The organism is Verrucomicrobiota bacterium (assembly GCA_027622555.1).
GTDB lineage: Bacteria > Verrucomicrobiota > Verrucomicrobiia > Opitutales > UBA2995 > UBA2995.
This window is the reverse complement of the sequence record JAQBYJ010000037.1, coordinates 20,604-45,878: the sequence shown is the minus strand read 5'-3', so window position 1 is coordinate 45,878 and position 25,275 is coordinate 20,604. Positions and strand designations below refer to the sequence as shown.

Here is a 25,275-nt window from a genome sequence, read left to right as displayed (position 1 = left end):
CTCAATCCTCAAAGAGCTGGTATAGAATTGGTTGATCAGATTGGGGAAGGACGACAGGAAGACGTCAGGACGACAGGAAGACGTCAGGTCTTGACTCTTGACAAGGTATCAATCGAGAGTGGGGCGTCGAAGGGGTCGGCTATCGATGTTTGGTATGAGAGCTATCGAATCCTGTAATTGAGTACCTCAAAAAAATCTCTTGGCCTTTAGCTGTCGTTTGCCAGTTTCACCAATGTTCAAGGGTTGAACTTTTCACTCTTCCCCTGCGGCGTGAATTTCGGGAAGCTGCGGTTTACGTTCAGCTCAACCGACTGAAAAGCATTGAGGAATGACGCTTCTGCATGGGGCCCAGTTTGAGAAAATCATGAATTCTTGGACCGACCCCTGCTTAGTCGACTTGGACCGACCCCTGCTTAGTCTACCCTTGGACCGACCCCTGCTTAGTCTACCAATCGTTAGTCTACCATTTGGTGATCCACCATTTGGTATATTTTTATTGACCCCTCCAAGACGCCTTCTACAGTCGGCCCCACATGAACAACCCTTTTGCTTATGGCCGCGTGGTGGATGCCGCCCAATATTGCGCCCGCCCCCAGGTTGAGAAGGCCTTGAAGTCCATGATGGAAGCGGGGCAGAACGCGGTTCTCTTCGGGGAACGCCGCATCGGGAAAACCTCCCTCATCCTGCATGTGGCCAAACGGATCAAAAAAAGCCGGGTGGTCTATTTCGATTTTCTGGCCTGCCATACCGCCGAGGACCTGACCGAACGTATCGCCCGGGGTGTTTTGGAAACGCCCAACCGCAGTTTCTTCAACCTGGCGTTGAAAGTATTTTCCTCTCTCAAACTCACCGTTACCATTGATCCGCAATCGGGTGCGCCTTCGGTTTCCATGGCAGCACACCCCAGTTCCGGCTCGGAAGCCATCGGGACATTGGAAACGGCTCTAGATCGGCTCTACACACTGCACAAGGAAAAGCCGTTGATCGCCGTCTTCGACGAGTTTCAACAAGTCCTTGGCATCCCAGGCGGAGACCGGATCCTGGCCCGTATGCGCAGCCGTATACAAATGCACGCCACCCTCCCCTATGTTTTTTCGGGAAGCATCCGGGAAGACATGCAAAAGATCTTCAGCGATTATAAAAGCCCATTCTACAAGTCGGCGTTACCTCTGGAGATCGAGGCCATCGACAGGAAGCGATTCGACGCTTACCTGGCTAAACGATTTGCCGACACGAATCGGAAGGTCGATCCGCCCGTGTTCGATGAAATTCATGATCTCGGTATCCACGTCACCGGCGACATCCAGCAGATGTGCTGGGCGCTCTGGATCTGCAGCTCGACCGGAGAGACTATCGGAACAGACAAAATCGACGAGGCTCTGGACCAGCTTTTCGCCATGGAGTCGCGCAACTTCGAAGACACGGTGGCCATTCTCGCACCGTCTCAACTCCGTATTCTAAACGCCCTGGCCTCCCACGAGTTTACCGGGCTTTACACCGCGGATTTTAAACAGCAATCCGGGGTCATCAACAACCAGACCATCAGCAAAGCCGTCCAGCGCCTAGAGGACCTCCGCATCCTCTTTCGTTTCAAAGGCCTGCCTCGCATTTCCAATCCCTTTTTTGCTCTCTGGTTAAAACGGAAGTTTTAAGCCATGCGTTGGAAGCCAGGGGAGTGTAATTTCCCAGGCAACGACACAGGGACCTCAAAGATTTTTACGCCACCCATTGGCCTTAAGCACTTCCTCTATCGACACCGGCGCGCCACCGCGACGCTTGCTTTCGTCGGCGGCTTCCATGAAGGCGTGGATTTCGATGGTGTTTTCGAGGGGGACGGGCGATTTGCCGGTTCGGAAAAATTGGACAATCTCTTGAAGCATGGGGACGTATTTTCCTTCACGCCCTGCCTCAGCAATCTGCTTGGTGCCGAAAGCGATTACCCGGTAGTCGGCTTTGGAATTCCGGATTCCATAAAGCACGCCCACGGCACCCGATTTCCATTTACCCGTTATTGCATCATTGTCCGGGGTGTAGCTGCGGCTAACCGTTTCCACTCCTGGACCCATGACGGTGAAGAGCGCTTCGGTGGGATGAATGCCATACCAAAACAGATCGGGGTGATGTTCTTCCAAAGTCGCCGGACCATAGGAAATAGCTCCTTTAATTTCGCCAATGTCGGTTGTGGCAAGTCGGACAATTCCCGGATCAAACCGCAGAGAAGACGAGCTCCAGCAGGGAACGCCATGCTTCTTGGCCAAGCGATAAATCTCAATGGCGTCTTTTAAAGATCCCGCAATGGGTTTGTCGATGAACACGGGCAGTCCCGCCTCGAACACAGGAATGACCTGCTTTAAATGTGGTCGCCCATCCACGCTTTCCAGCAAAACAGCATCCACATGTTTGCACATCTCTTCAATGCTGTCGTACAATTGAACCCCGTACTCTTCCACCAGAGTTTTGGTAAAGCCATCAATGCGGTCGGCGCTACTGGGAATATCGGGACTACCTCCCTTGAATGCCGCAACCACTTTGGCACCGGACACGTGGTCTTCGTTCCCGGGTTCGTTGAAAGATTTGGTAAAGGCTATGACATGCGAAGTGTCCAAGCCGATTATTCCAACTCGAAAAACCAGTTCGGGCAGCGCTTGTTCAAGCGTATTTACAACCTGGGTACCGAGGAGCTGGTATCCCGCCGGGACAAAATGAACATCACCTGTTGCTTTGAACAGGGCGGGATCGAAAGCTGCGGTAAGTGAGCGGAGATCGTTCATGGGGATATTGTGACGGGACATGACTTTCGCGGCGACACGGTTGTACTTGAGTTCGTCTCCTTTGATGCGACCCAACTCATCGTCCGGAACGTAAGAGGTATTTGCCCAAATGAGCTTGGCTCTGGTTTTTTTCAGCCGGGCTACCAGTTTCTCCAAATTGGATTCGTAGACGTCAAGCGTGGTCGAAATGGTTCCCCGGACCTTATCACGTCGCCCTTGATTTTTACTTTCCGGGTGCCGGTAACAGAGGTCGTGCAAGCCCCAGTTAAAATGAATCACATCCCAGTCGCCATCCCCCAACCATTCATCGATCTTCTCCAGACCATTTCCTGTTGGTCCGGCATTGCCTTTGTTGTGAACCACCTCCGCCCTTCCCTGGAACATTTCCACCACATAGGGCGTGTAGCCAATCGAAATGGAGTCCCCGATTATAAAAATGCGGGGCAAAGTTTCTGCAGCCGACAATGACATGCAAAATCCATACCAGCAAAAGACGAAGAGAAGAAGGCGAATGTGTTTCATAGGGTTTCGAAGAGCGTGCTCAAGAATAGCGAGAATGACAAGATTGGAGAAATCACATTTGTTTTCCCTTGTGAGCTTTGATTTCAAGGAGCAAATTTCATACTTCACTGGAATCATCCAACCTTATATCCCCATGAATAATCATACCCTATCTCGAAGAAATTTTGTTAAAACCGCCGGAGTCGCGAGTGCCGCGACCTTTGCCATACTTCCGGCAATTCACGGCCAACAGGCTCCCTCCCGAAAATTGCGCGTGGGAGTCATGGGACTGAAACGGGGATCCGCTCATATCACCGGATTTCAGGCAGTTCCCAATGTGGAGATCGCCTACGTTTGCGACGTAGATAAACATCGCGCCGCAGAAGGAGCCGCTTTGGCAAACAAAGGACAAAAGAACTCGACCAAAATGGTTGGAGACTTTCGACATATTCTTGAAGACAATGCCGTGGATATTTTATCGATTGCTGCTCCCAACTTTTGGCATGCACCGGCAACGATTCTGGCCTGTGCAGCCGGAAAACACGTGTATGTTGAAAAACCCGGCAGCTACAGCGCAGAAGAAGGTGAATTGATGGTCAAGGCTGCTCGAAAGTACAACCGCAAGGTCCAACAAGGTACTCAGCGCCGCAGTTATGAGTCGATGATTGACGGTATGGAAAAACTTCATGGAGGCGCGATCGGCAAGGTTCGTTATGCAAGGACCTGGTATGCAAATACCCGTGAATCCATCGGGCATGGAAAGCCAGCGACCGTCCCGGATTATTTGGATTATGATCTATGGCAAGGACCTGTTCCGGTCAGTCCATATAAAGACAACCTCGTCCACTACAACTGGCATTGGCATTGGAACTATGGGGGAGGTGAGCTGGCGAACAACGGGGTGCACGCCCTGGATATCGCACGCTGGGGGTTGCAAGTGGACTACCCCACCAAGGTAACTTATCTCGGCAGTCGCTACAACTTTGATGACGATCAGGAAACACCGGACACCGGAGTGGCGCAATTTGATTGCGGCGAGGTGGGGGCAACCTGGGAAGGAAGCAGTTGCCAACGACGCTCCGAAGAGAACCTGGCCTTTTGCACCTTTTATGGGGAAACCGGATCAATGGCATTCGATACGGCGGGTTTTAAAATCTATGATTCCAAAGGCAAAATGATCGACGACCGTGCGGGTACACCGGGCGACGTTCCTCACTTTCAAAACTTTTGCGATGCAATCCGTGACGATGTTCCTTTAAACCAGGACATTGAGGAAGGCCAGAAAAGTACCCACTGGTGCCATCTGGGAAACATGGCATACCGGACAAACTCGGTTGTGGAAGTTCATCCTAAAACCGGTCGCATCAAAAACAATCCGGAAGCACAAAAGTTTTGGAAACGGAGCTACCGCAAAGGTTGGCAACCGAAGGTGTAAGCTGAGGTTGAAAGCACCGAGGGTTCAAAAGGTTCCAATCTCGAGAAAATTGTCAGGCGGTATTTTCGCATCGCGACTGAAAGAGAAAACGCACTAGTTGATTAGCAAATTATGGATCCAACAGTAATGACAGAAAATCCTTTCGGGGCTTTGACCTTCATTGACGCACCGGCGTTGCTGACCAACGCATCAAGTGTATTGGCGATGAGTACCATCACGCGCATGCTTAGAACGCGCGACAGGATGCAGGAACTCTTTGCGCTTTCCGAGGCGGATGGGCAATCGGAGGAGGAAGCGGCCCGTTTGATCGGCCAGGCCAATCGAGTGGAAAAACAAGCGATACAACTCCTCCGAGCACTCCACTCCATCTATATTGCACTTGGCGCATTTGCCGGTGCAACCCTGGTAACACTCGTAGGCGCCGGTTTGGCAATATTCCACAGCACAGTCTGGAATCAAATTTCCGCATTCGCAGGAATCGCATTGGGCACTGTTGGAGTAGGTGGTTTAGTCTATGGAAGCATGAATCTCTTGGCAGCAACCCGGCTTTCCCTCTATAATCTCCGAGAAGAGGCGGAGTTGATCCGCGATCGTCAGGGGAATAAGACCAAGCGAATTAATCCTGAAACTGAGTAATTAAAAAAATACATGGTGGTTCCGGCTGTCAATTGAACCAAACTATTCCCAATAATCCGATGAAAGCACTCGTCTATAACGGTCCCTGGGATATGTCCCTGGAGGAACTCCCGAAGCCAGAACCCCGAGCGGGTGAAGTTCTTATACAAATGGAAGTAGTGGGGATTTGCGGAAGCGATGTGCACGGTTTTACTGGAGAAAGCGGACGGCGAACACCAGGCATGGTCATGGGCCATGAGGCCGTCGGAAAAGTTGTGGCTCATGGAACTGGGGTGACTAGTCCTGAATTGGGACGCCGGGTGATAGTTTACAATATTTTGTCTGATGACCCACCCACTCCGGAAGAAGGTGATCCCAGTTTCTTGAACAAACAGGTGGTGGGAGTCAACCTGGGTAGGCGTGGTGCCATGGCAGAATTTCTCGCGATTCCCGCCAGCAATGCCATTCCGGTTCCGGGAAATCTTGCGCCTGACGTCGCCATACTTGCCGAACCCATTGCAGTAGCTACTCACGGGTTCAATCGCCTGAAGGCCAAAGCGGTCCAACTGTCGTCCGTCGCAATCATAGGTGCCGGAACGATTGGATTGTCGGCATTGCTGGTGGCGAACGCCAACGGCGCAAATGCTGTGGCGATTCTGGATATAGTGGCAGACAAGCTGAGAAGAGTCCCTGATTTTGGTGGTCGTCCAATTCTGCTGACTAAAGCAGATCCTCCCCAGATGGTGAGTGACAAAGTCCAGGAAGTTATTGGTACCAAGCCGGACGTGGTAGTGGATGCCGTCGGAAGCGAAGAGTCATTTTCCTGGTGCCTGGCAACCGTCGCAAAAGGGGGAACCATTTTACTTATAGGAAACCTTTCCAAAGAAGTTACGTTGCCACTGCAAACAACGGTGAGTAATGAAACTACTTTAATTGGCACTTACGGGTTTGATAAATCCGCTTTCGAGGAGGCCCTGCAAATGGTTCCAAACAGGGTGCAGCCATTGGCGACTCTGATTGAAGGGCGCTGCAGCCTGGAAGAAACGCCTGAGGTAATCACACGCCTGGCCAAAGGTGAACAACAGGCTCTCAAAGTAGTAATAGAGTTTTAGAAATCCCATGAGATCAGCCATCTTTTCAAGTATTCTGAGCAGCGTAATTCTCCTGAATCTGGTGGCGGGAAAACCGAATCTTGTTTTTATCCTGGCCGATGATTTGGGGTATGGGGATGTGGGTTGCTTTGGCGCGCCAGACATTAATACACCCAACCTGGATCGATTGGCAGAAGAAGGCATCCGGTTCACCTCGAATTACTCGAACAGTGCCATTTGCTCACCGACTCGGGCGGCTTTTATGACCGGTCGGTACTTCCAGCGCATCGGCCTGGAGTGGGCGGTGTGGTATCAGGCTCCGGGCGAAGGGCTGCCACCAACAGAAACTTCGCTCGCAACCATGCTGAAAGCTGCCGGTTATAGCACGGCCCTTGCCGGGAAGTGGCACCTTGGTTACGAAGATGGTTGGCGACCGAATCAACACGGCTTTGATCATTTTTTCGGCTGCCTGGGTGGGAATGTAAACTACTTCGAATATTACGACAAAACAGGGACTCATGATTTATTCCTGAATGACGAGACGCTCCAGATCGAAGGTTACATGACAGATCTGACGGCAGAATATGCGGTCCAGTTTATAGAAACAATGAAGGAGCAGCCGTTCTTTCTATTCGCGTCGTTCAATGCACCTCACTTCCCCTTTCAAGGGCCTGAGGATAAAAAAACGGAATTCAGTTGGAGTGAAGGGACAAGAGAGAGGAATTACATCCCTATGGTAGAAAGCCTCGATACCGCGGTCGGCCGCATCGTGGATGCGATTGATTCTGCGGGTCTCGCTGAAAATACTTTGGTTGTGTTTACGAGTGACAACGGTGGTGAAAAGCTCGCACGCAACTATCCACTTCGGGGAAGTAAAGGCTCCCTTTGGGAAGGTGGCATTCGCGTGCCTGCCATTGCCCGTTGGACCCATCACATTACCAAAGGCAGGGTAAGCGACCACCCGATTCAAACCATTGATTGGTCAGCTACTCTACTTGGACTTGCATCGGCAGTGCCTCCCAAAAATCGACCTTTGGACGGCGTAGATCTGACACCGCTTTTAACCGAAAACAATCAAATCAAAGGCAGCCCGCTATTTTTCAGGCGGGCGCTGGATCCTCATCGAAGTCGAGTGAATTCTCAACGCGCAGTGCGGGTCGGACAATGGAAGTATATAGATGAGCCCGATGGCGGACGTCAGTTATTCGATCTCGAAAACGATATGGCAGAAACGCAAGACCTGATCGACCAACACGCTTCCCGTGCTTTGGAAATGCAAGATCTGCTTGATCAGTGGGAATCTGAGATAGATCCTCCGCTCTATGATCAACGCGCACAGGCTCTAAAAAATAAAGCAGCACGAGACGCCTCAAACTAAGCAATGGTCAATTCACTTAAGCATCCAGCCGTCTGGAAAGGAAACGAGCTCTCAGAAAGAAACGATTGGCTTGGAGATGTGTCCTCTGCCTCCATCGAACACATTCGAGATCAATTGGAAACTGGGGGCGGTGCGGTGCTCTTGCGTGGCTTTCCAGTAAAGGACAAGACAAAGGACAACGCGGGAGAAGCCTTTCGAGAATGGTGCGCCGGACTTGGAACCCTGCTCTCTCAGAACGAAACAGGCGACACCCTGTTCGACGTGGCGGATGCCGGTCTCGGGAAGGATGACCCTCGGACACGTGGCCCCAATACCAACAAGAAACTCTCCTTTCATACGGATCGCTGCGATGTGATCGCTTTTCTTTGTTGGAAACAGGCTAAGGTAGGCGGGGAGAATGAACTGATTAGTTCAATGCAGCTGTACAATCAGATAGCTCAACGACGGCCCGACTTGCTGGAGGAATTGATGCGATCGTTCGTTAATAAACGCCATACGGTAGATCTGGGAAACAAACTTCCCTACGTTGAGCAACCGATCTTCTCTTTTCAGGACGGTCACTTTGCCTGCAGCTTTCTTCGTGTGCTCATCAATCGCGCGCATGCGGATCCGGAGCTACCGAACCTGACACCCAAACAAATCGAAGCCATGGATTTTCTGGAAGCTGTAGCGGAGGAACGCGAATTGGCTTACCATTTTCGTCAGGAGCCAGGAGATGTATTACTGCTAAACAACTGGGTGACTCTGCATCGACGCTCGGCATTTGAGGACCATGAAGAACCCGCAGAAAAACGTTGTCTGTTTCGTGCCTGGTTAAGCATGCCCAACAGTAGACCGCTGGATCCACGATTCGCAGACAACTTTGGTGCCACCGGTGCAGGTGAAGTTCGAGGTGGATTTAAAGTGGGTTAAGGCTATCGAAATTGTAATTCTCGAAGTGCCGTTTATTCAGCGACCTCCCTGAGCATTTTCAAAAGAGCCCGCCTGACTTTTGGTTCAGCATCCACAGCGAGGTAACTTGATTTAGCACGCCAGGTTTCATAGCCGCCCAGAAGGTGCTGTTCGACGGTGGGAAGATAGCCATTGTAGCCATTAGCCAACTCGATCGTGAAGGTGGGCTTTAGAGGGCTGATCTTCTTTATGGCAAGACCGGTTTCAACGAATGTTTCGGTTGGCGTTGCTGCGATACCCAGATCTCCAATACGAAGCACCTGCAACTTAACACTCACGGTATTCGGAAATGTTGCGAGAGCCACTGTTTCATTCGCGTAGATCAGCACTTGATCCGTATAAGGCCCTTTCCCAGCTTCGACCAATCGTGTCTCGGCGATATCGAGTTCGGCTCGAGTTGGTTTGCGAACTCCCAGTTCGATTTCCTGCTCCATCATTTTAAGAGGTACCCAATCAACAAAATCGATGCGATCGTAAGCGTACTTGGCTGACTCGGCAACAGCGGCTGCGACCAACTTTATTTGCTCAAAGGATGGCTTCCTGTCGCGGGGTTCAAAAAAATTGATGTTATTAATGTCCCCACTCGTTCCGTTGGACATGATCCCTACAAAGCCCGACCCCTTGTCAGCTCCCAGTAACAACCCCATCTGGTTGGCAAACTCACCAAAGTAATCTGCCGAAAGCATATCGGGCGGGTTCCAGACGCATGTATGCTTCAGCGATTCCCTGTCCAATACGTTGTGTTAGAAATTCCTGATAGTCTTTGTCCGGAATACCTTGAAACCCCGGATAAACGCAAACCGCAGTATGCGTATGGGTGGCCGCGCCGAGCATGTGGGAAACAGGAATGCCGGTCTTTGTGGAAGCTATAGTTTTTGCAGCATCCCAAATTTCCCGCGGGATCAGGCAGCTGTCTACAATGGCGAAAGCAATTTGAGTTTTCCCGTCATCGAGTACCAGACAACGAGCGTGCAAAGGATCGTGAGCTGATGTAGCCATTTTTGGGGTCATGCTCCCCACCATCGGCACCGGAAATTTCGAAGGCGTAATATCGATGGCATAGGCACCAGCCCGGAAGCTGTCTTCAGCATCGGCGGCAAGTTGGAAAGTGAATATGAGGAACGAAACCTTCACGAGCAATCGGGGCGTAAAGCCCCTCCTACAATTACTCACTCGAACTGTAAGAGCGGCTTTACGCCGCGATCTCATTGGGGCTGCTATAATACTAATCATTACCAAGAAATAATTCATTGTTCATCCTTCAGTTCTTTCAACATTTCCAGCAACGTGTTTCGAATTTTTCTTTCGGCTGTAACTTCGAGTAGACTTGAACGGGCTGTCCAAGTCTCATATCCGCCGAAGCCGTGCTGCTCAATGGTTGGCAGGTACCCGTCAGAACCATTTGCCAATTCAATGGTAAAGGTATCTTTGAAAGGGCTACGTCGCTTAATAGCCAATCCCGTCTCAGCAAAGGTTTCACAGGGAGAAGACACGATAGACAAATCGCCAATTCTTATGGCCTGAAGAATGATTTCTTTTTTATCCGGATATTTCGCCAGAGCCAGAGTCTCTCGAGCATACACTTGTGGATTCGTGCTACCACCAAACTTCTGATCCGGGTTCTTTTCATAATCGTCCCACACTTTTCGAGCCCAGGCTATCTGATTCGGCGATGGCTTTCTTACACCCAGTGAAAGCTCTGTCTCTTTCATATCCAACGTGGCATTCACATGGTATTTGATATCGGGGTACGCGCTCATCACATCCTCAGCCAGACTCTCTGCCACTATGTTCATTTGTTCCCAGGGTGCCACTGGATTGCTTTCTCTTAAATCACTGGAACGAACGTCTCCACTGGTTCCATTTGACATCATGGCAACAAAGGACGGAACACCGCCTTTGGGGTCATCCGACCCCAGCAACGCTTCCATACGTTTTGAGAATTGTCCAAAATAGTCAGCGCTGATGTGCCCGCGCTCGTAACCGCCGACATAATGCGTCCCATAATTGGCAAGTAACGCCAGAGGACGCCCGTCCAGGTGCTGAACCGACACAACAAACACTTCAGGATCTACTGGCCCCGCCGGTTTAACGAGTCCGTCGCCACGGGCGTTCATTTTCACCTGATCCCCGGACTTCCCAAAGGGATTTCCCATATTACTCCCTTCTTTCATGAACCAACGTCGGTTGTGCACAAACTCTGGCTTATTGAACTGCGTCCAGCCAACTTGCGCCGGTGCCAGGTTAGCAATGGCTTGCTGCACCGCATCGGCGATACGACGAATCAGAAAAGTCTCGTAATCATGGTTGAGTGGGTTGCTGTGGAGCCCAGGCATCACGCGCGGAGCGGCATGCGAGTGGGTGGCTGATATGAGAACTCTGCTTGAAGGAAGTCCACACCGCTTCTCAACCAGTTGTTTCGCCTGATCCAGGATAGATCGATCGATCATGGTGTTATCACAAACGATAATCGCCAGACGTTCCTCCCCATCGTCAAACACAATACAACGAGCGTGCAATTCATCGTGTACTTCAACGGCTGGCCCATTTATCGAAATGGTTCCATCCAATGCGATCCCCAGATGCGGGGTAATGTTACTGGTTGCCGCGCCTGCACGAAGCGCTGCATGTATCTGGTCGATAGGTACGCAAACCAGGCATCCTAGAAAAATAATTTTAAGAAGTATCTTCATCGGGTTGTTAGAAAAGCTATGAGATCCGCCATATCCGTTTTGCTGATGATGCCTTCAAGACCCACCGGCATTAAGGAAAGACCTTGGGTTTCCAGTTTGACCAATTGATCACGTGAAATGATTTCCGAATGACCTCCTGCGATTTTAAATTCCATAGCCGTTGAAGTTTCCGACGAGATTAAACCTGAGTAGCTCTGGCCGTCCCTGGTTTGAACTGAGTAAAGAGCCCAACGTTCTTCGACGGCACGATTTGGATCCAGAATATCTGAGAGCAACGCATCAGTGAGTTTAAATCGAACGTCATCGAGAGTGGGGCCCACATCGACACCTACATCACCGATGCGGTGACAAGTGCTGCAGGCAGCCTTTTCGAATACCGCCCGACCACGTATTGGATCTCCTGCGTGTTGATTCACTGCAGACGAATAATCTGCGATCACTTTGGATCGGTCTTGATCCATCGCACCGAATAACTTGTAGGCGAGTGCTACGATTTCTTTGTTTTCACGGCGATGCATTCGCCACCGGTGGAACGCAGGCATAATGGCAGGATTAATCTCACCTTGTTGCATACGCTTCATGAGCTCGAGTGCTGTTTCATCGTTGGTGGACATCAACTCCAAAGCTTCGCGGCGAGGGATCGGCCCGAGTGACTTCCATTCGTCGAAGTAAAATTGGGCAACCTCCTTTCGATTGAGTCGGGATAATAGCCTGCATGCCAGGGATTGAATTTCAGGAGGCTCCGATTGAACAATCAACTTCCGTGCGACCTCGAAAATGATTTCCTTTCCCAGCTCCTGAACCAATGAAAGAGCCCCCAAACGTTCCTCAGTTGGCAAACTTCGATCCATAGCCACAACAGAAGCGGAATCAATCGTAGCCTGAATGCCAGACAGGTTATTTTGAGTTAACGGAGCTGGTGGCTCCTTCAACAAGGCAGCCATAGACTTGGTGCGGAGTGAACTGCGTTTGAGACCTTGAGAAAGACCTTCGACGATGGGAGCGTCAGTGGGGCGAGGGTTTCCTTTCACCACTTGAGCTGCTACTTGGCGTATGCCCTCCAAATCACCCCGCGCCCCCATTTCGGCAGAAAATTCTCTCAAAAATTCCGCCACCTCATTTGTGGATTTTTCAGCAAAACTGCTTTGTCCATCAAGCGCTTTAAGGATTGAGACCACCATTTCTGCTGTCGGTGGATTGGCTGCGGACAGAATTGCTTTTCGAAGCCACGGATCAGATAGGCCGCCGGTCATGAGCGACTTCAGCGACGCCTCTGAAAAGGTTGAACCCTTTGCCTCGGTAGATCCCAAAGCCAGGATTGCGAGAAAACTAACCCGTGACGGTCGCGATCCTGCCAACCCCGACAAGCGATTGGAATGAACAAGTGGATCGGCCAACCGGATGGCATTTTCAACGACACCGGGTTCGGGGTCGTTGAGTGCAGCAGCGATCTGTTCATTTGAAAGAGCACCCAAGCCATGCAAGGTCCATAAAGCATGGAGACGTCCTTGAGCTGAGGAGGAATGTTCAAAGACGTCTTTGATTTTCGGAACCATTTCGTTCGCGTCTCTTTCAACAAGTAGCCTTTGAGCATGAATGCGTTGCCAGCCAATCGGGCTTTCCAAGAGTTTGACCAGCTCGGAACTCTTCGTTGGCAGTGGTTCAATTGCAGGGGAGACTCCTCCTTTGGAAACCAGACGCCAAATTCGACCATGATCGAGCCCGGCTCGCAAATAATTCGTTTCCTTGAAGTCCTCCGGGAAAAATTTGGAATGATCGATGAAACGCCGGTACATATCACAAATGTAAAGCGCACCATCCGGGCCGTTACGAATTTGAACCGGTCGGGTCCATTCATCGGACGAGGCCAGAAAATCCCGTTTATCCCCTACCCGCTTCGCAACGAAGCTGGCGCCATTGGGAAGTAATTGGTTGCGGGTCACCAATTGCCCAGTCGGGTCGCATACAAATATGTTCCCGCTTAGCTCCGGCATCAAGTGACCCCGGTAAACTCCGAGACCACAAGCAGCGGTATGGGTACCCAAATGCGCAGAGGACGTCGTGTGGCTGATATGTATGGGATATATCGGCGAAGCCTGAGGCTGAATGTCCTCATATCCAAGAGTTATGCCAGCAGCCGGATTGCGTTCCAGAGCTTCTATTGGCATGACAGGATGAATGATCGGATTGCGATTGGTTGTAAAAAACCGTCTGCCCCAATCATCCAATGAACCTCCAAATTGCCCTCGACCCGTGGTGACACCGATTTCGTTTTTACGAGGATCGTACCGCAAATCGCGGCCACGAAACTGCATTGCTTCGGCCGGTGAAGCGCTCGGGTAGATCTCGGTTCCTTCGAGTCCGTTGTTTAAATAAACGGTGTTGTCCAATCCCCATCGGGGCGAGGAAACCTGCAATTGATTATGTCGAGGTTCATTGGAGGTAAACAGTGATTGTTGTTCATCAGCCATCCCATCTCCATCGTTATCCTTCAAAAACAAAATAGCCGTCCGTGTTGTGATTAAAAGACCTCCATTCATAGGAAGCATACCCTGCACATGATCCAGGTTATCCGCCCAAGTTGTCGCCTTGTCCATACGCCCATCGCCGTCTTCGTCTGACAGTAAACGAATACGGGACATCAAAGGACCTGTTTCAGTTGGTAAGGGATAGTCACCCATTTCGGCAACGAACATTTGCCCCTTCTCATCCCAGACCACGTCGACTGGATCCCGCACAATCGGTTCCGCCGCGACGAGCTCAATATCGTAATCACCATCAATTTGCCAGGCTGCCTGAGACTGTTCCGGTGAAAAAGGAAAGCGCCTTGGAAGAAGGCTCTCACCCGTTTCAGAGATTCCAGTATCTGTGGACGGAACCTCGGGAACCCAGAATTGCTTGAAACTATCGAGCGGCCAAAGTTCAAAACGTCGGATGAAATACTCCGCTCCCTGTGTTTGGAGAGCTACTGCACCTTGCCTTCTCCCGGTATCCGTCCATTGCTCGACAGGGTGGCCGTTGAGCAGGGTACTTATTTGTTCGCCCCGACAGATGACTTCCAGACGATTCCATTCCCCCACCGGATTCTCAAGATCGTTCTCTTTTAGAAATCCCCGTTCATCTTTCCATTTTGTTGGCTTACGGTTCTTTCCGAAAACTCCAGTGGTACCTTCTTTGAGAAGAATAGCGACACCCTCGTTTGCGGGTTGAGCGTGAATCAACAGTCCGCTGGACCGTGCTTTGTCTGCCCGTTTGCCATAGCTGTGCTCACCCCATTTAAATTCAACGACCAGATGGAAGTCCTGGTAGCTCTTGTGTGTCGAAAGAGACCCCCATCCTTTCCCGCTGACATGCAGCAAACCATCATGGAAGGACCACACTTCCTCCTGTTGATTACTCAGGGAGAGTTCAGAATCGATGTAGAAAGCAAAACCTTCGATTGCCGATTCACCCAGTAAATCAATCGGTTTTGTTGGAACGGTCGATTTTTGTGCGAGTACGTCGCAAGAAAGAAAAGGAAGGAAACTTAAAATCAGGGGTAAATATTTCATCAGGGCTGCTGAAAGTTATCATTGAGGCATCGAAGCGGGGATGTCACTCCAATGATTTTAGAACCTGAGGTTTGGGATTGGGCACATGACCACGCGTTCGTTGACCACTACCAGGTCGATTGAGATCGCCCAAATCGTTGCGACCTTTCTCTGCAAGTAATTCGAGTCGTGCGACAATATCCGGATGTTGATCGGCCTTATTGTTTTTACTGCTTATGTCTTCTACCACATTAAACAATAGAGGTTTGGTAGGACCGGTGTCAGATCTGGGAAAGTGCGGATGGCCCAACGAATTATCAATGGAGACAAAAAGCTTCCAAGGACCTGAACGGACGGCTTGAAGTTGATCACGTTGGTAGTAATAAAATGCCTCATAAGGCGTTTCACTATTTTGCTCACCGAGAATCAAGGAACGTATATTATGACCGTCGATAGTTCGATCCGTCGGAGGATTCGATCCGGCTAAACGAGCGAAGGTTGGAAGAAGATCCATGGTGGTGGAGAGTTCCTCGCAAACGGTGTTGGCCGGAATTTTGCCAGGCCACCAAAAAATAGTCGGGACCCGGAAAGCACCCTCGGCAGTGGTATAGCCCCGCCCAAATAAAGGAGCGTTAGTCCCTCGATAAGGCCCGTTGGGTGTGGTGGTCATCGGAGAGCCGTTATCGGAGGTCCATAGAACCAGAGTATTTTTATCAATGCCAAGCTCGACGAGCTTATCGAGTATTTGTCCAAGAGACCAATCCAACTCTTCCACGGCATCACCCCAAGGACCTGCTTCGGATTTGCCGCGAAACTCAGGCGACGCATAAGGCGCACGAGTGGATCCCGGCATCGCCTGCGGCATGTAGATAAAAAAAGGCTGATTCTGATTCGATTCGATGAAATCGAGCGCGCGTTCCGTGTAGCGCTTGGTGAGATAATCACGGTCGACTGGCGCTTCGATAACGTGCTCGTTTTCCATGAGAGGAAGTGGCGGCCACACCGAACCGTCGGGCTCCCAAGTTCGGGCGGTCATGTCGTCGGAATAGGGAATTCCAAAATAGGAATCAAACCCTTGTCTTGTTGGCAAAAACGGTGGCTGATCTCCCAGATGCCATTTGCCAATGCAGGTTGTGGCATAACCTTGACCCTTGAGAATCTCGGCTACCGTAATCTCCTCGGGATTTAGTCCATAAGGAGAAATGGGGCGAAGCACATGCACGTCCCGTTCATTCTGGTGCATTCCAACTCTTTGAGCATAACAGCCAGTCATGGCGGAAGCGCGGGAAGGGGTGCAAACACCAGCAGTCACACAGAAGTGTGTAAACTTCCTACCTTCCGCCGCCATACGATTCAGGTTCGGTGTCTTTATTGTTGTGGCTCCAAACGGTTCGATGTCTCCGTATCCCAGGTTGTCGACATACACAAAAATGATATTGGGAGGATTTTCGTTTTCAGAAACAACGGAAAGAGCTTCTTGCTTTTGACATGAAATAGTCAGAAGACCCAACACGACAAAAAAGAAAATCGATAGTATTATCCTTGTGGAATTTGTTTTTAGGAAAGGTGCCATGGTTTGAGCCTTTATTCAAAGCGAACAAGTAGCAGTGGGCGAGACCATTTCTTAAAAAGGCAAAATGTTTAACCTATATCCGCGGCGATTTCTGGTCTTTCAATTTTGGCCAAAAAAGGTACTGTACCGAATTTCATGAAGTTCACTCTTTTCAGCTTAGTTTTCGCGATTGTGGCTTTACCTGTGGTCGAAGTACCTCTTTTGGGGGAGAATTCTGACACGCTAAAACTGCAATTGAGAACACGTGCGAAAAGTCCAGATGGGCGAGCGTCCGAAAACCAGGAAATCAACGCCGCCAATTGGGCACCTGAAAAGACAGCTATGATCATTTGCGACATGTGGGACGATCACACGTGCAAAGGTGCTGCAGCGCGGGTTGCTGAAATGGCACCTTCAATTAACCATTTCGCAAAAACCGCCCGTGATCGCGGCGTGTTCGTGGTTCACGCACCGAGTGGTCGCATGGATTATTATCAGGACACTCCCCAACGACAACGAGCAGTCAACGCGCCCGAGATGAAGGCCTCCGTGCCGATCCAGTGGAACAATTGGGACCCCGACCGGGAGGGACCGCCGATGGAAGAAATATTTGAAGGTGGATGCGCCTGTGCGGAGCCCTGTTACAATTTCGAGGTAGACGAAAGCGGATTCCGGCATTGGAAACGTGGCCCAGAGCTCCCCTGGACCCGGCAAATAGATACGATCGAAATCCATCCAGAAGATGCGATCAGTGATAAAGGCGAGGAGATTTATAATCTGTTGCAGCAACGAGGCATCGATAATGTGATCCTCTTAGGCGTCCACACCAATATATGTGTCAGTGGCCGTCCCTTTGGCTTACGCCAGATGACTTACCACGGGAAGAACGTAGTGCTTGTTCGAGATTTGACGGATGGCCTTTTTCAACCTGTTGATTCCGATCTGGATCACATCGCAGGGAATGAGCTAATCGTAAAACACATTGAGGCATCAGTCGCTCCAACCATGCTGTCATCGGATATTACCAATACGCCTCCTTTCAAATTCCAGCAGAATTAAGAAGGCAAAAAGGAAATTTTCCAAACTGCCCCTAAAGCCGCCGCCCACGCACATTGGTAAGTCGGCGATTCCGATCCTCTTTTATCCAGGAAATCGACTTTGGCAAAAAAAGGAGCTCAGAGCCAAAGTGATTTACCTGGAGCAATTATGCAGGGGAACTCAGGGGATACCCGAGGCTGATAGTCCAAAAACTAAACAACCTCCCATTATAAATCCGATAATAAAATAGATTTTGCGACGGATAATACTTTGTGCGGTCCATGACAAAAATTCAAACACAGGCAAGGGACCAAGGAGTCTGGAAAAAACAGACATCCAAGAATATTGATTGATGAACAAACCAGTAATCAGCGGCATTGGGAAAAGGATCGAATATCTGCTTTGGTAACACAAACAAATTGCTTGTATACGCACCATGATTAAGCACTAAGGGAATCCCCCAGGCTGTTTTCATTCCCGATTGAAACGACCAGAGGTCTCAGAGGAATTTTTCAATATCCAGGCTCTGAATACACGTGAAGTTAGCCCTGAACTCTTCCAGCATTTGGTCTCTTACACCCGTCGGCAGCTTTGCAACCAATTTGTCGATCTCTTCCTGATGCGCACGAAGTTCGGCATGTTCCGATTTTTTGGGCACTTTCGCCTCAGCGGCAATGTCCTCGCCCGGAAATGATGCAGCCAGGGTTTCCGCTTGAGCGTCAAGACTGGCCTCCAGGGATTGAGGCAATTCGTTCTTTTCGTTTGATTGAGGCGAATCCTCAATCGCTTCAATAGCCGGAGCCGGTTCAGCTATTTTTTTTTTGATCGGACGCTTCCGGAGCGGCCTTGGCGATTCCCGAGAGTTCCTTGATCAAGGAGTCAATGGCCCTCGTTCGGCTCTCCTCGACAGCACGAAGCAATGTCACTTCAAAATTAACCGTTTGAGATAAGCCCATCTTTACACCGCCTTCACCCCGGTGTAGGGCATCATTCATTCGCATGATGCATTCAACGAGAATGGGAGGGCCTAAAAGGGATGTCTTTCCTCCATTGCGGATACCATCAATGAGCACTTCCCGAAGGTAGGTCTGCAAATCAACCAGAATTCGATAGAGGTCTTTTCCGCCCGAGGCAAATTCTTCTACGGTGGATAGGATCGCCGGGAAGTTGGCCTGGGCAAGCAAAGTTGCGAGCCTATGAATCTGATCCTGGGAAGCGAGCCCATACACTTCCAGCACATCGGCTTCATTTATACTTTCGCCACAAAAGGAGATGAGCTGATCCAAGGTCGATTGCGCATCGCGCATTCCCCCATTAGCCAAACGGGCAACGGATTTCAGCGCAGCGTCGTCGATCGTGATTTTTTCAGCCTTGGCGATCATTTGCAACTTATCGCAAATCACCTGGTCGCTAATCGGTCTAAACTCAAAGCGCTGGCAGCGACTAACGATGGTCGGCAATATCTTGTGAGCCTCCGTGGTCGCAAAGAGGAACTTAACGTGGGATGGTGGCTCTTCCAGGGTTTTCAACAATGCATTGAATGCACCGGTCGAAAGCATGTGTACCTCATCGATGATGTAAATTTTGAAAGGGCACTGAGCCGGCGAATACTGGCAATCCTCTCGAAGCTGGCGGATTTGCTCCACCGAATTGTTGGACGCACCATCAATTTCTATCACATCCATACAGCTGCCATCCATGATGGATTTGCAGATATCGGAACTATCATCGGGTGTTATGGATGGACCGCCCTCGCAATTGAGAGCTTTGGCAAACATACGCGCTGTGGTCGTTTTTCCAGTGCCACGAGGACCTACAAATAAGTAGGCGTGCGCAATACGGTTGGACGTGATGGCGTTCTTAAGAGTCCTCGTGATATGGTCTTGCCCTACAATTTCATCAAATTGTTGGGGCCGCCAGCGGCGAGCAATGACCTGATATCCGTCTGCCATAAAGTGATTGAATCCAAAGAAATTAAAAAAGTGACCAGGTTACCCACGGCTAGCACGATCATGACTACCGTTGCTACCTTCCGGTCCTGGCGGAGTTCGTCTGTCGAGCACCCATGGGACCCGGCCAAGGATCAAGGTGGGAAACACGGCCCCCTATTTCAACTCCCTTTTTAAAAATATTTGTCCGGGCGTTTTCAGACTGGATTGTAACCTGGAGTTCACTGAAACTAATTAAATGTTGGAAGAAATAACCCGCAGGTACCAATCCGCTCTAAACTACTTCGAAACTCCAGGTTTCCAGTGGGAAAGCGGCATCATTCTCACAGTGTTGCTTGTAAGCTTCCTTTTGGCATCCTTTTTAAAGAGGACTCTTTACAAAAAACTAGGTAATTTGCCCTCGCCATGGATATCGAAGACACTGGTGCCCGCGTTTGTTCCCCTTACGATGCCAGCAGCCTATATCCTGATCTGCTCAATGGTGCAGGGAGGGATAATCCAAAAGGGAATTGATGACGTCCTGTTGACCCCTTTTACCAACCTGGCGGTGGGTTGGTTCCTGGTAGTGATGGTAAACCGAATGACGCAGGAACGGTTTTGGCAGCGGATACTGGGAACTCTGATCGTTGCCGTTACCTTACTCGAAATTTCAGGACTTCTCGAACCAACCCTTGCTGGCCTCGAACAAATCGGCTTTGGGCTTGGAAGTATTCAAATCACACTGCTGGGAATCATAAAAGGGATTCTCATGCTCCTTTTCCTCATTTGGATGAGCATTTGGCTTTCGGGTGCTGCGGAGTCCCAGATGCACAAAATGCCCAACATTACTCCTTCCATGGAGGTGTTGTTTTCCAAAATCCTCAAGGTAACCCTTATTACTCTTTCAATCCTGGTGGGGCTGAGCTCGTTTGGGATTCAGCTCTCCTCATTGACCGTCCTGGGAGGTGCCATTGGCCTCGGTCTTGGTTTTGGTCTTCAAAAGGTCATTTCAAATCTCATTAGCGGAGTCATCCTTCTGTTGGATAAGTCGATAAAACCGGGTGATGTCATTTCTATAGACGATACGTATGGTTGGATCAATAAATTGAGCGCTCGTTACGTTTCCGTGATCACACGGGATGGCCGGGAAACCCTGATACCCAACGAAAACCTGATCACCAATCAAGTGGAGAACTGGTCCTTCTCGGACACCAAGGTTCGTCTCAGGTCTCCTATCGGGATATCTTATAATTCCGATGTAAGAAAAGCGATCGAACTTTGCAAGCAAGCCGCCCTCAATGTCGATCGTGTTCTAAAGACTCCACCACCCCAATGCCCGGTCAAAGGATTTGGGGATAATTCGGTGGACCTTGAGCTGAGATTTTGGATTCAAGATCCAGCAAATGGTATTACAAATATCAAAAGTGAAATATATTTAGAGATCTGGGATCTCTTCCATGAACACAATATTGAGATACCGTACCCACAAAGAGATATTCACATACGTGGAGGAGAACCGTTGAAGGTTCAGATGGAAAAAGAAAGTAAAGGTGATGAATGACCCACCAATTGCTCACAAAGTTGGCTTGACTCACACCGCCCTTTTGGAGGAAAAGTCGTATCTCTTTTCGAGCAATGAATATTATTTGCCCATCATTAGGACTATTCCTAAACGGCCTACTGCTGCTACTCCCTTAGGGGGAGCTAATTAACTATGCCCATAGTTTACCGGGCTTCGTAAGGTAAACTAAAAGAGACCTGAGAATTTATTCTTAGAAACAAACAGCAGAAGAATTATTTTAAAATTTAGGCCCAATGCAAAAAGCACCCATTACAAAGTATCAGCCATTTAAAGGCGTGGCATTGCCAGATCGCCAATGGCCCGAAAAAACTATCGATAAAGCACCCATTTGGTGCAGCGTCGATTTACGCGATGGCAACCAAGCCCTGGCCATCCCGATGAATATCGAAGAAAAGCTTGAGATGTTCAACTTGCTCGTGTCTGTAGGATTCAAGCAAATCGAAGTAGGGTTTCCCTCAGCCAGCGACACGGAATACAATTTCTTGCGCCGCCTGATTGAGGACAAATTAATACCGGAGGACGTTACTCTTCAGGTTCTTGTTCAAGCTCGTGAACATCTGATTCGCCGAACTTTTGAAGCCATCAAGGGTGCGCCCAGGGTGATAGTCCATCTCTACAATTCCACCAACCCTCTGCAAAGACGGGTAACTTTCGGTTTGTCAAAAGAGGAGATCAAGGACATCGCGGTTACGGGCACAGCTTTGGTTCGTGAGTTGGTAGGTACGGTTCCGGAAACTGAAGTGTTGTTCCAGTATTCACCTGAAAGTTTTTCGGACACTGAAATGGAGTTCGCTCTGGAAGTGTGCGAAGCCGTGTTCGCTACGTGGAATCCAGCGGCAGATGAATCCATTATTCTTAATCTGCCAGCCACGGTTGAGTTGGCCACGCCGAACATACACGCTGACCAGATAGAATGGTTCTGCCGCAATTTTTCAAAACGGGACCAGATTATCGTAAGCTTACATACCCATAATGATCGTGGGACCGGGGTCGCTGCGACCGAGCTGGGGTTGATGGCTGGTGCGGATCGCGTGGAAGGGACCCTGTTTGGCAATGGTGAGCGCACCGGTAATCTGGATATCGTAATAGTAGCGCTGAACCTATATTCCCAGGGCATCGATTCGGGACTTGATTTTACTAATCTGACGACCATTCGCAACATCTACGAAAGATGTACACGCATGGATGTTCATGATAGGCATCCCTACAGTGGTGACCTCGTCTTCACTGCCTTTTCCGGCTCACACCAGGATGCGATTAAAAAAGGGATGGAACAAATGGACCCTGCCGATGGCGCATTGTGGCAAGTCCCTTACCTGCTGATCGACCCCAAGGATATCGGGAGAGACTACGAGGCTATCATCCGCATCAATAGTCAGTCGGGAAAAGGCGGCGTATCATTTGTCTTGGAGAATGAATTCGGCTACCTGATACCGAAATCGATGGGGCCTGAATTAGGGAATCTGGTTTCGAATTTGGCGGATAAATTATCACGGGAACTTACTCCCGGCGAAATCCTGGAATCGTTTTTGAATGAATACACCAAGCAAGAAACGCCTTTGAATGTGAAAGCATTCAATGAGGTAGCCCGTTTTGCGGAAACCAGAGAAATTGAATTGGTTGCAGATCTATCCTGGAATGGACAAGACAAGAAAATCCAGGGTCGAGGCAACGGACCGATCAATGCGTTTTGTAATGGTCTTGGGGCAAATGAATTGAAGCACTTCCATCTCGTATCATTTTCTGAACATTCAATCGGGTTGGGTTCTGGAACGAAAGCGGCGGCCTATGTGCAGATTCAAAAATATAATGCAGGCCTTTTCTGGGGGATCGGTGTCGACAACGACATTGAGCTGGCGAGTTTAAAAGCACTCGTTTCAGCAATCAATCGCTCAGAAACTTCCTGAAATCGAAACAACTCTACTCATAAAAAAGACCGGTCTCAAAAGGGCCGGTCTTTTTTTGTATGAACGATTAAGAAACCAAGGGGTTAGGGCGTTAATAAGGAAACAATCATTTAACCCGAACATTCAACAGATCATGAGACACCCACCTAGCCCCATCTATGAAAGTAAGTCCGGAAGAACAACTCTCAGCCTGGTATTCACAATTCTGATAACAGGCGGACTGTTTATTATTCTTCCCCTATCACAACTATCGTCTGAACCAACGGTTCCCAAGGATGAAGAGGAGAGAAAGCCCTTTTTGATTAACGTACCTCCAAAGCCACCAGATCCGCCCGTACCTGATAAACCTGAGGATAAGCCAGACGATGAAATCGAATTGAATGCTCCTAAAGAAAAACCCAGTATTCGTGATGTCACTGATTTTTACAGCGGAGTCAGAGGAACGGGCGATGGAGGTGTAATGAAGAATTTCCGGGTCCCCGATATCGATATAAAAGACCTGATCTACGAACCTGAGGATCTTGATTCACATCCCCAAGCTCTTGTGCAATCAGCCCCTGCTTTCCCATCCGCATTAAAACGCGGACGCATCGAAGGATTTGTTGAAGTTGTCTTTGTGGTGACTGCCGATGGCAAGGTCAGGAATATCAGAATAAGTAAAGCCAGCCATAGAGAATTCGCCGAGAGTGTGCGCGATTCAGTCAGGCAATGGAGTTTCGAACCTGGAAAACTAAACAACAAAGCCGTCGCGACACGTGTGCGACAAACCTTTCATTTTACCCTCAAATAATCGAAGAAGATCCTACTTATGATCCCAGGGAAGTTGAACCTTCTCTGGGATTTTATCCCATACAACATAGGGCTCGAAAATCTTTCCAGGATTCATAATGTTGTTCGGATCGAGCACTTCTTTGATGGCACGCATGGCAGCAATTTCCGCTTTGTTGTGTTGAAACTTAAGGAAGGGAGATTTGGCAAGCCCTACTCCATGTTCGCCGGTGATGGCACCCCCCATTTCGACAACCGTCTTCATCAGTTTTATTACGGCCTTCTTGGCAATTCGCTCCTGAACTTTATCTCCCCGGTTGAACATGATGTTCACGTGAAAGTTCCCATCCGCAGCATGACCGAAAGTAGGAATAGCCAGGCCGGTTTCCCGCTTCAATTGTTTGATGAACCGCATAAAGACCGCCTGGTTTCTGAGAGGAACCACGATATCTTCATTCAGCTTGGTGTTTCCCATTTCATACATGGCAGGGGATGATTGCCGACGAACCTGCCAAAGCTGTTCCGCTTCATCGAAGTCATAAGTTTCTGAATACTTGAGACCGCGTTCTTTTGCCCAGGCCAATACTTTCTCTCGATCGCGCTCAACCGATTCCTTATAGCCATCCAATTCGAGAAGCACCATCGGTGCCTGCCCAACGCCGGGGAAAAATGCTTTACCCGTCCTACGTTCTGCGCAGAGCACGGTTTCGTCGTCCAGAAATTCCAGAATGGAAGGGATAAGCCGGGCTTTCATCAATGCCTTGACGGCGGCCAATGCACGGCTGTCATTTTTAAAGGCAGTAAGCAGGGTCCATTTCAAAGGCGGTTTGGGAATCAGTCGCATAACTGCGCGGGTGATTACGCCCAGAGTACCTTCACTGCCGATCCAAAGGTCCTTCATATTATAACCGGAAACATACTTCCGCACGTCGGCTCCCCAACGAACAAATTCGCCATTGGGTAAAAATCCCTCCAAGGCGTAAACATAATCCCGCGTAACTCCATACTTTGCGCCGGTCATGCCACCGGCATTGCAGGCGATGGTTCCACCAATGGAACAAAATCGTTTGGAAGAAGGATCCGGCGGGTAATACCAACCCACCCGTTCGGCCTTTTTCTTAATCGTTTCCAGAACAGCGCCCGTTTCCACGTAAGCCATGCCACTCTCGCTATCGATCCTGACCTTCTTCCACCCGGACAGGTCGAGGACCCATCCACCTTGTACCGGAGACGCAGCACCAGTCAGGCAAGTTCCAGACCCGCGGGTCGTCACCGGAACCTTGTATTGATTGGCCAATTTTAGAAGGACTCCGATTTGCTTATCGTTCTTGGGTTGGATCACCGCCTCAATGGGAAACGACAGCTTACTGCTATCAAACGATTTCCAATATAAACTGTCGGCATCCGTCTTTACGGAAGCACCCAGTCTTTTCTTCAATTCCTGTAGGGCCGACTTTTTTGGCATACTCAATGAATTAGCAGTTAAACTTTGGTCCACAAGATAGATTTTCCCGATTGATCCTAGGACAGTAGGT

At 49.7% G+C, this 25,275-nt stretch carries 19 protein-coding genes and 1 other RNA gene; 10 read left to right on the top strand and 10 right to left on the bottom strand.

What is annotated here, in order from left to right; genetic code table 11:
- Window positions 1-533: 533 nt before the first annotated feature.
- Entirely contained in the window at window positions 534-1,652 is a 1,119-nt protein-coding gene (locus O3C43_11655; GenBank protein ID MDA1067148.1) for a hypothetical protein, read from the top strand.
- Window positions 1,653-1,706: 54 nt separating this feature from the next.
- Here the strand turns inward: O3C43_11655 and O3C43_11650 are convergent, their stop codons facing one another.
- A complete protein-coding gene (locus O3C43_11650; GenBank protein MDA1067147.1) occupies window positions 1,707-3,293 on the bottom strand; it encodes a GDSL-type esterase/lipase family protein in 1,587 nt (528 codons plus the stop codon).
- 133 nt (window positions 3,294-3,426) lie between these two features.
- Here O3C43_11650 and O3C43_11645 point away from each other — a divergent pair, with 133 nt between their 5' ends.
- The 5 genes from O3C43_11645 to O3C43_11625 all read left to right on the top strand — a co-directional run bounded on the left by O3C43_11645 (window position 3,427) and on the right by O3C43_11625 (window position 8,703).
- On the top strand, window positions 3,427-4,707 hold the full coding sequence (locus O3C43_11645; GenBank protein ID MDA1067146.1) for a Gfo/Idh/MocA family oxidoreductase: 1,281 nt from the start codon (window positions 3,427-3,429) through the stop codon (window positions 4,705-4,707).
- Window positions 4,708-4,818: 111 nt separating this feature from the next.
- Complete coding sequence (locus O3C43_11640; protein ID MDA1067145.1) at window positions 4,819-5,343, top strand: DUF2721 domain-containing protein; 525 nt, start codon at window positions 4,819-4,821, stop codon at window positions 5,341-5,343.
- Between the two features lie 59 nt (window positions 5,344-5,402).
- Entirely contained in the window at window positions 5,403-6,434 is a 1,032-nt protein-coding gene (locus O3C43_11635) for an alcohol dehydrogenase catalytic domain-containing protein (protein MDA1067144.1), read from the top strand.
- Window positions 6,435-6,441: 7 nt separating this feature from the next.
- On the top strand, window positions 6,442-7,791 hold the full coding sequence (locus O3C43_11630) for a sulfatase-like hydrolase/transferase (protein ID MDA1067143.1): 1,350 nt from the start codon (window positions 6,442-6,444) through the stop codon (window positions 7,789-7,791).
- Window positions 7,792-7,794: 3 nt separating this feature from the next.
- Window positions 7,795-8,703 carry a TauD/TfdA family dioxygenase gene (locus tag O3C43_11625; protein MDA1067142.1) on the top strand — a complete coding sequence of 303 codons (909 nt, stop codon included), beginning with the start codon at window positions 7,795-7,797 and terminating at the stop codon, window positions 8,701-8,703.
- Window positions 8,704-8,735: 32 nt separating this feature from the next.
- Here the strand turns inward: O3C43_11625 and O3C43_11620 are convergent, their stop codons facing one another.
- The 5 genes from O3C43_11620 to O3C43_11600 form a co-directional block, all read right to left on the bottom strand.
- Window positions 8,736-9,428 carry a hypothetical protein gene (locus tag O3C43_11620; protein MDA1067141.1) on the bottom strand — a complete coding sequence of 231 codons (693 nt, stop codon included), beginning with the start codon at window positions 9,426-9,428 and terminating at the stop codon, window positions 8,736-8,738.
- Window positions 9,403-9,876, bottom strand: a complete 474-nt coding sequence (locus O3C43_11615) for a hypothetical protein (protein ID MDA1067140.1) — start codon at window positions 9,874-9,876, stop codon at window positions 9,403-9,405. Before O3C43_11615 ends, O3C43_11620 begins: the two co-directional genes overlap by 26 nt.
- Window positions 9,877-9,989: 113 nt before the next feature.
- Window positions 9,990-11,435 carry a neutral/alkaline non-lysosomal ceramidase N-terminal domain-containing protein gene (locus O3C43_11610; GenBank protein MDA1067139.1) on the bottom strand — a complete coding sequence of 482 codons (1,446 nt, stop codon included), beginning with the start codon at window positions 11,433-11,435 and terminating at the stop codon, window positions 9,990-9,992.
- Window positions 11,432-14,986, bottom strand: a complete 3,555-nt coding sequence (locus O3C43_11605) for a DUF1080 domain-containing protein (GenBank protein MDA1067138.1) — start codon at window positions 14,984-14,986, stop codon at window positions 11,432-11,434. The genes O3C43_11610 and O3C43_11605 overlap by 4 nt, the downstream gene beginning before the upstream one ends.
- Before the next feature lie 43 nt (window positions 14,987-15,029).
- Window positions 15,030-16,538, bottom strand: coding sequence for a sulfatase (locus tag O3C43_11600; protein ID MDA1067137.1), 1,509 nt, complete (start codon window positions 16,536-16,538; stop codon window positions 15,030-15,032).
- A 135-nt stretch (window positions 16,539-16,673) separates the two neighbouring features.
- Here O3C43_11600 and O3C43_11595 point away from each other — a divergent pair, with 135 nt between their 5' ends.
- Complete coding sequence (locus O3C43_11595; protein ID MDA1067136.1) at window positions 16,674-17,576, top strand: isochorismatase family protein; 903 nt, start codon at window positions 16,674-16,676, stop codon at window positions 17,574-17,576.
- Between the two features lie 478 nt (window positions 17,577-18,054).
- Here O3C43_11595 and O3C43_11590 read toward each other — a convergent pair whose 3' ends face one another.
- The 3 genes from O3C43_11590 to ffs all read right to left on the bottom strand — a co-directional run bounded on the left by O3C43_11590 (window position 18,055) and on the right by ffs (window position 19,633).
- The gene (locus O3C43_11590) at window positions 18,055-18,303 is read right to left on the bottom strand and encodes a hypothetical protein (protein MDA1067135.1); all 249 of its coding nucleotides are present in this window, start codon (window positions 18,301-18,303) and stop codon (window positions 18,055-18,057) included.
- 58 nt (window positions 18,304-18,361) lie between these two features.
- A complete protein-coding gene (dnaX, locus tag O3C43_11585) occupies window positions 18,362-19,507 on the bottom strand; it encodes a DNA polymerase III subunit gamma/tau (GenBank protein ID MDA1067134.1) in 1,146 nt (381 codons plus the stop codon).
- A 29-nt stretch (window positions 19,508-19,536) separates the two neighbouring features.
- Window positions 19,537-19,633, bottom strand: an RNA gene (gene ffs, locus O3C43_11580) — signal recognition particle sRNA small type.
- A gap of 109 nt (window positions 19,634-19,742) precedes the next feature.
- On the opposite strand from ffs, the gene O3C43_11575 reads away from it, so the two are divergent.
- From O3C43_11575 to O3C43_11565, 3 genes are all read left to right on the top strand, one after another.
- Window positions 19,743-21,044: a mechanosensitive ion channel gene (locus O3C43_11575; GenBank protein ID MDA1067133.1), complete on the top strand. Its 1,302-nt coding sequence runs from the start codon at window positions 19,743-19,745 to the stop codon at window positions 21,042-21,044.
- 254 nt (window positions 21,045-21,298) lie between these two features.
- Complete coding sequence (leuA, locus tag O3C43_11570; protein MDA1067132.1) at window positions 21,299-22,972, top strand: 2-isopropylmalate synthase; 1,674 nt, start codon at window positions 21,299-21,301, stop codon at window positions 22,970-22,972.
- Between the two features lie 133 nt (window positions 22,973-23,105).
- The gene (locus tag O3C43_11565) at window positions 23,106-23,762 is read left to right on the top strand and encodes an energy transducer TonB (GenBank protein ID MDA1067131.1); all 657 of its coding nucleotides are present in this window, start codon (window positions 23,106-23,108) and stop codon (window positions 23,760-23,762) included.
- 12 nt (window positions 23,763-23,774) lie between these two features.
- On the opposite strand, the gene O3C43_11560 is transcribed toward O3C43_11565, so the two are convergent.
- Window positions 23,775-25,205, bottom strand: coding sequence for an FAD-binding protein (locus O3C43_11560; GenBank protein ID MDA1067130.1), 1,431 nt, complete (start codon window positions 25,203-25,205; stop codon window positions 23,775-23,777).
- Window positions 25,206-25,275: the final 70 nt, after the last annotated feature.

Excerpts from the sequence above, each read along its gene's own strand:
- O3C43_11655 (MDA1067148.1), top strand. The coding sequence starts at position 534 with ATGAACAACCCTTTTGCTTATGGCCGCGTGGTGGATGCCGCCCAATAT.
- O3C43_11650 (MDA1067147.1), bottom strand. The coding sequence starts at position 3,293 with ATGAAACACATTCGCCTTCTTCTCTTCGTCTTTTGCTGGTATGGATTT.
- O3C43_11645 (MDA1067146.1), top strand. The coding sequence starts at position 3,427 with ATGAATAATCATACCCTATCTCGAAGAAATTTTGTTAAAACCGCCGGA.
- O3C43_11640 (MDA1067145.1), top strand. The coding sequence starts at position 4,819 with ATGGATCCAACAGTAATGACAGAAAATCCTTTCGGGGCTTTGACCTTC.
- O3C43_11635 (MDA1067144.1), top strand. The coding sequence starts at position 5,403 with ATGAAAGCACTCGTCTATAACGGTCCCTGGGATATGTCCCTGGAGGAA.
- O3C43_11630 (MDA1067143.1), top strand. The coding sequence starts at position 6,442 with ATGAGATCAGCCATCTTTTCAAGTATTCTGAGCAGCGTAATTCTCCTG.
- O3C43_11625 (MDA1067142.1), top strand. The coding sequence starts at position 7,795 with ATGGTCAATTCACTTAAGCATCCAGCCGTCTGGAAAGGAAACGAGCTC.
- O3C43_11620 (MDA1067141.1), bottom strand. The coding sequence starts at position 9,428 with ATGCTTTCGGCAGATTACTTTGGTGAGTTTGCCAACCAGATGGGGTTG.
- O3C43_11610 (MDA1067139.1), bottom strand. The coding sequence starts at position 11,435 with ATGAAGATACTTCTTAAAATTATTTTTCTAGGATGCCTGGTTTGCGTA.
- O3C43_11605 (MDA1067138.1), bottom strand. The coding sequence starts at position 14,986 with ATGAAATATTTACCCCTGATTTTAAGTTTCCTTCCTTTTCTTTCTTGC.
- O3C43_11600 (MDA1067137.1), bottom strand. The coding sequence starts at position 16,538 with ATGGCACCTTTCCTAAAAACAAATTCCACAAGGATAATACTATCGATT.
- O3C43_11595 (MDA1067136.1), top strand. The coding sequence starts at position 16,674 with ATGAAGTTCACTCTTTTCAGCTTAGTTTTCGCGATTGTGGCTTTACCT.
- dnaX (MDA1067134.1), bottom strand. The coding sequence starts at position 19,507 with ATGGCAGACGGATATCAGGTCATTGCTCGCCGCTGGCGGCCCCAACAA.
- O3C43_11575 (MDA1067133.1), top strand. The coding sequence starts at position 19,743 with ATGTTGGAAGAAATAACCCGCAGGTACCAATCCGCTCTAAACTACTTC.
- leuA (MDA1067132.1), top strand. The coding sequence starts at position 21,299 with ATGCAAAAAGCACCCATTACAAAGTATCAGCCATTTAAAGGCGTGGCA.
- O3C43_11565 (MDA1067131.1), top strand. The coding sequence starts at position 23,106 with ATGAGACACCCACCTAGCCCCATCTATGAAAGTAAGTCCGGAAGAACA.
- O3C43_11560 (MDA1067130.1), bottom strand. The coding sequence starts at position 25,205 with ATGCCAAAAAAGTCGGCCCTACAGGAATTGAAGAAAAGACTGGGTGCT.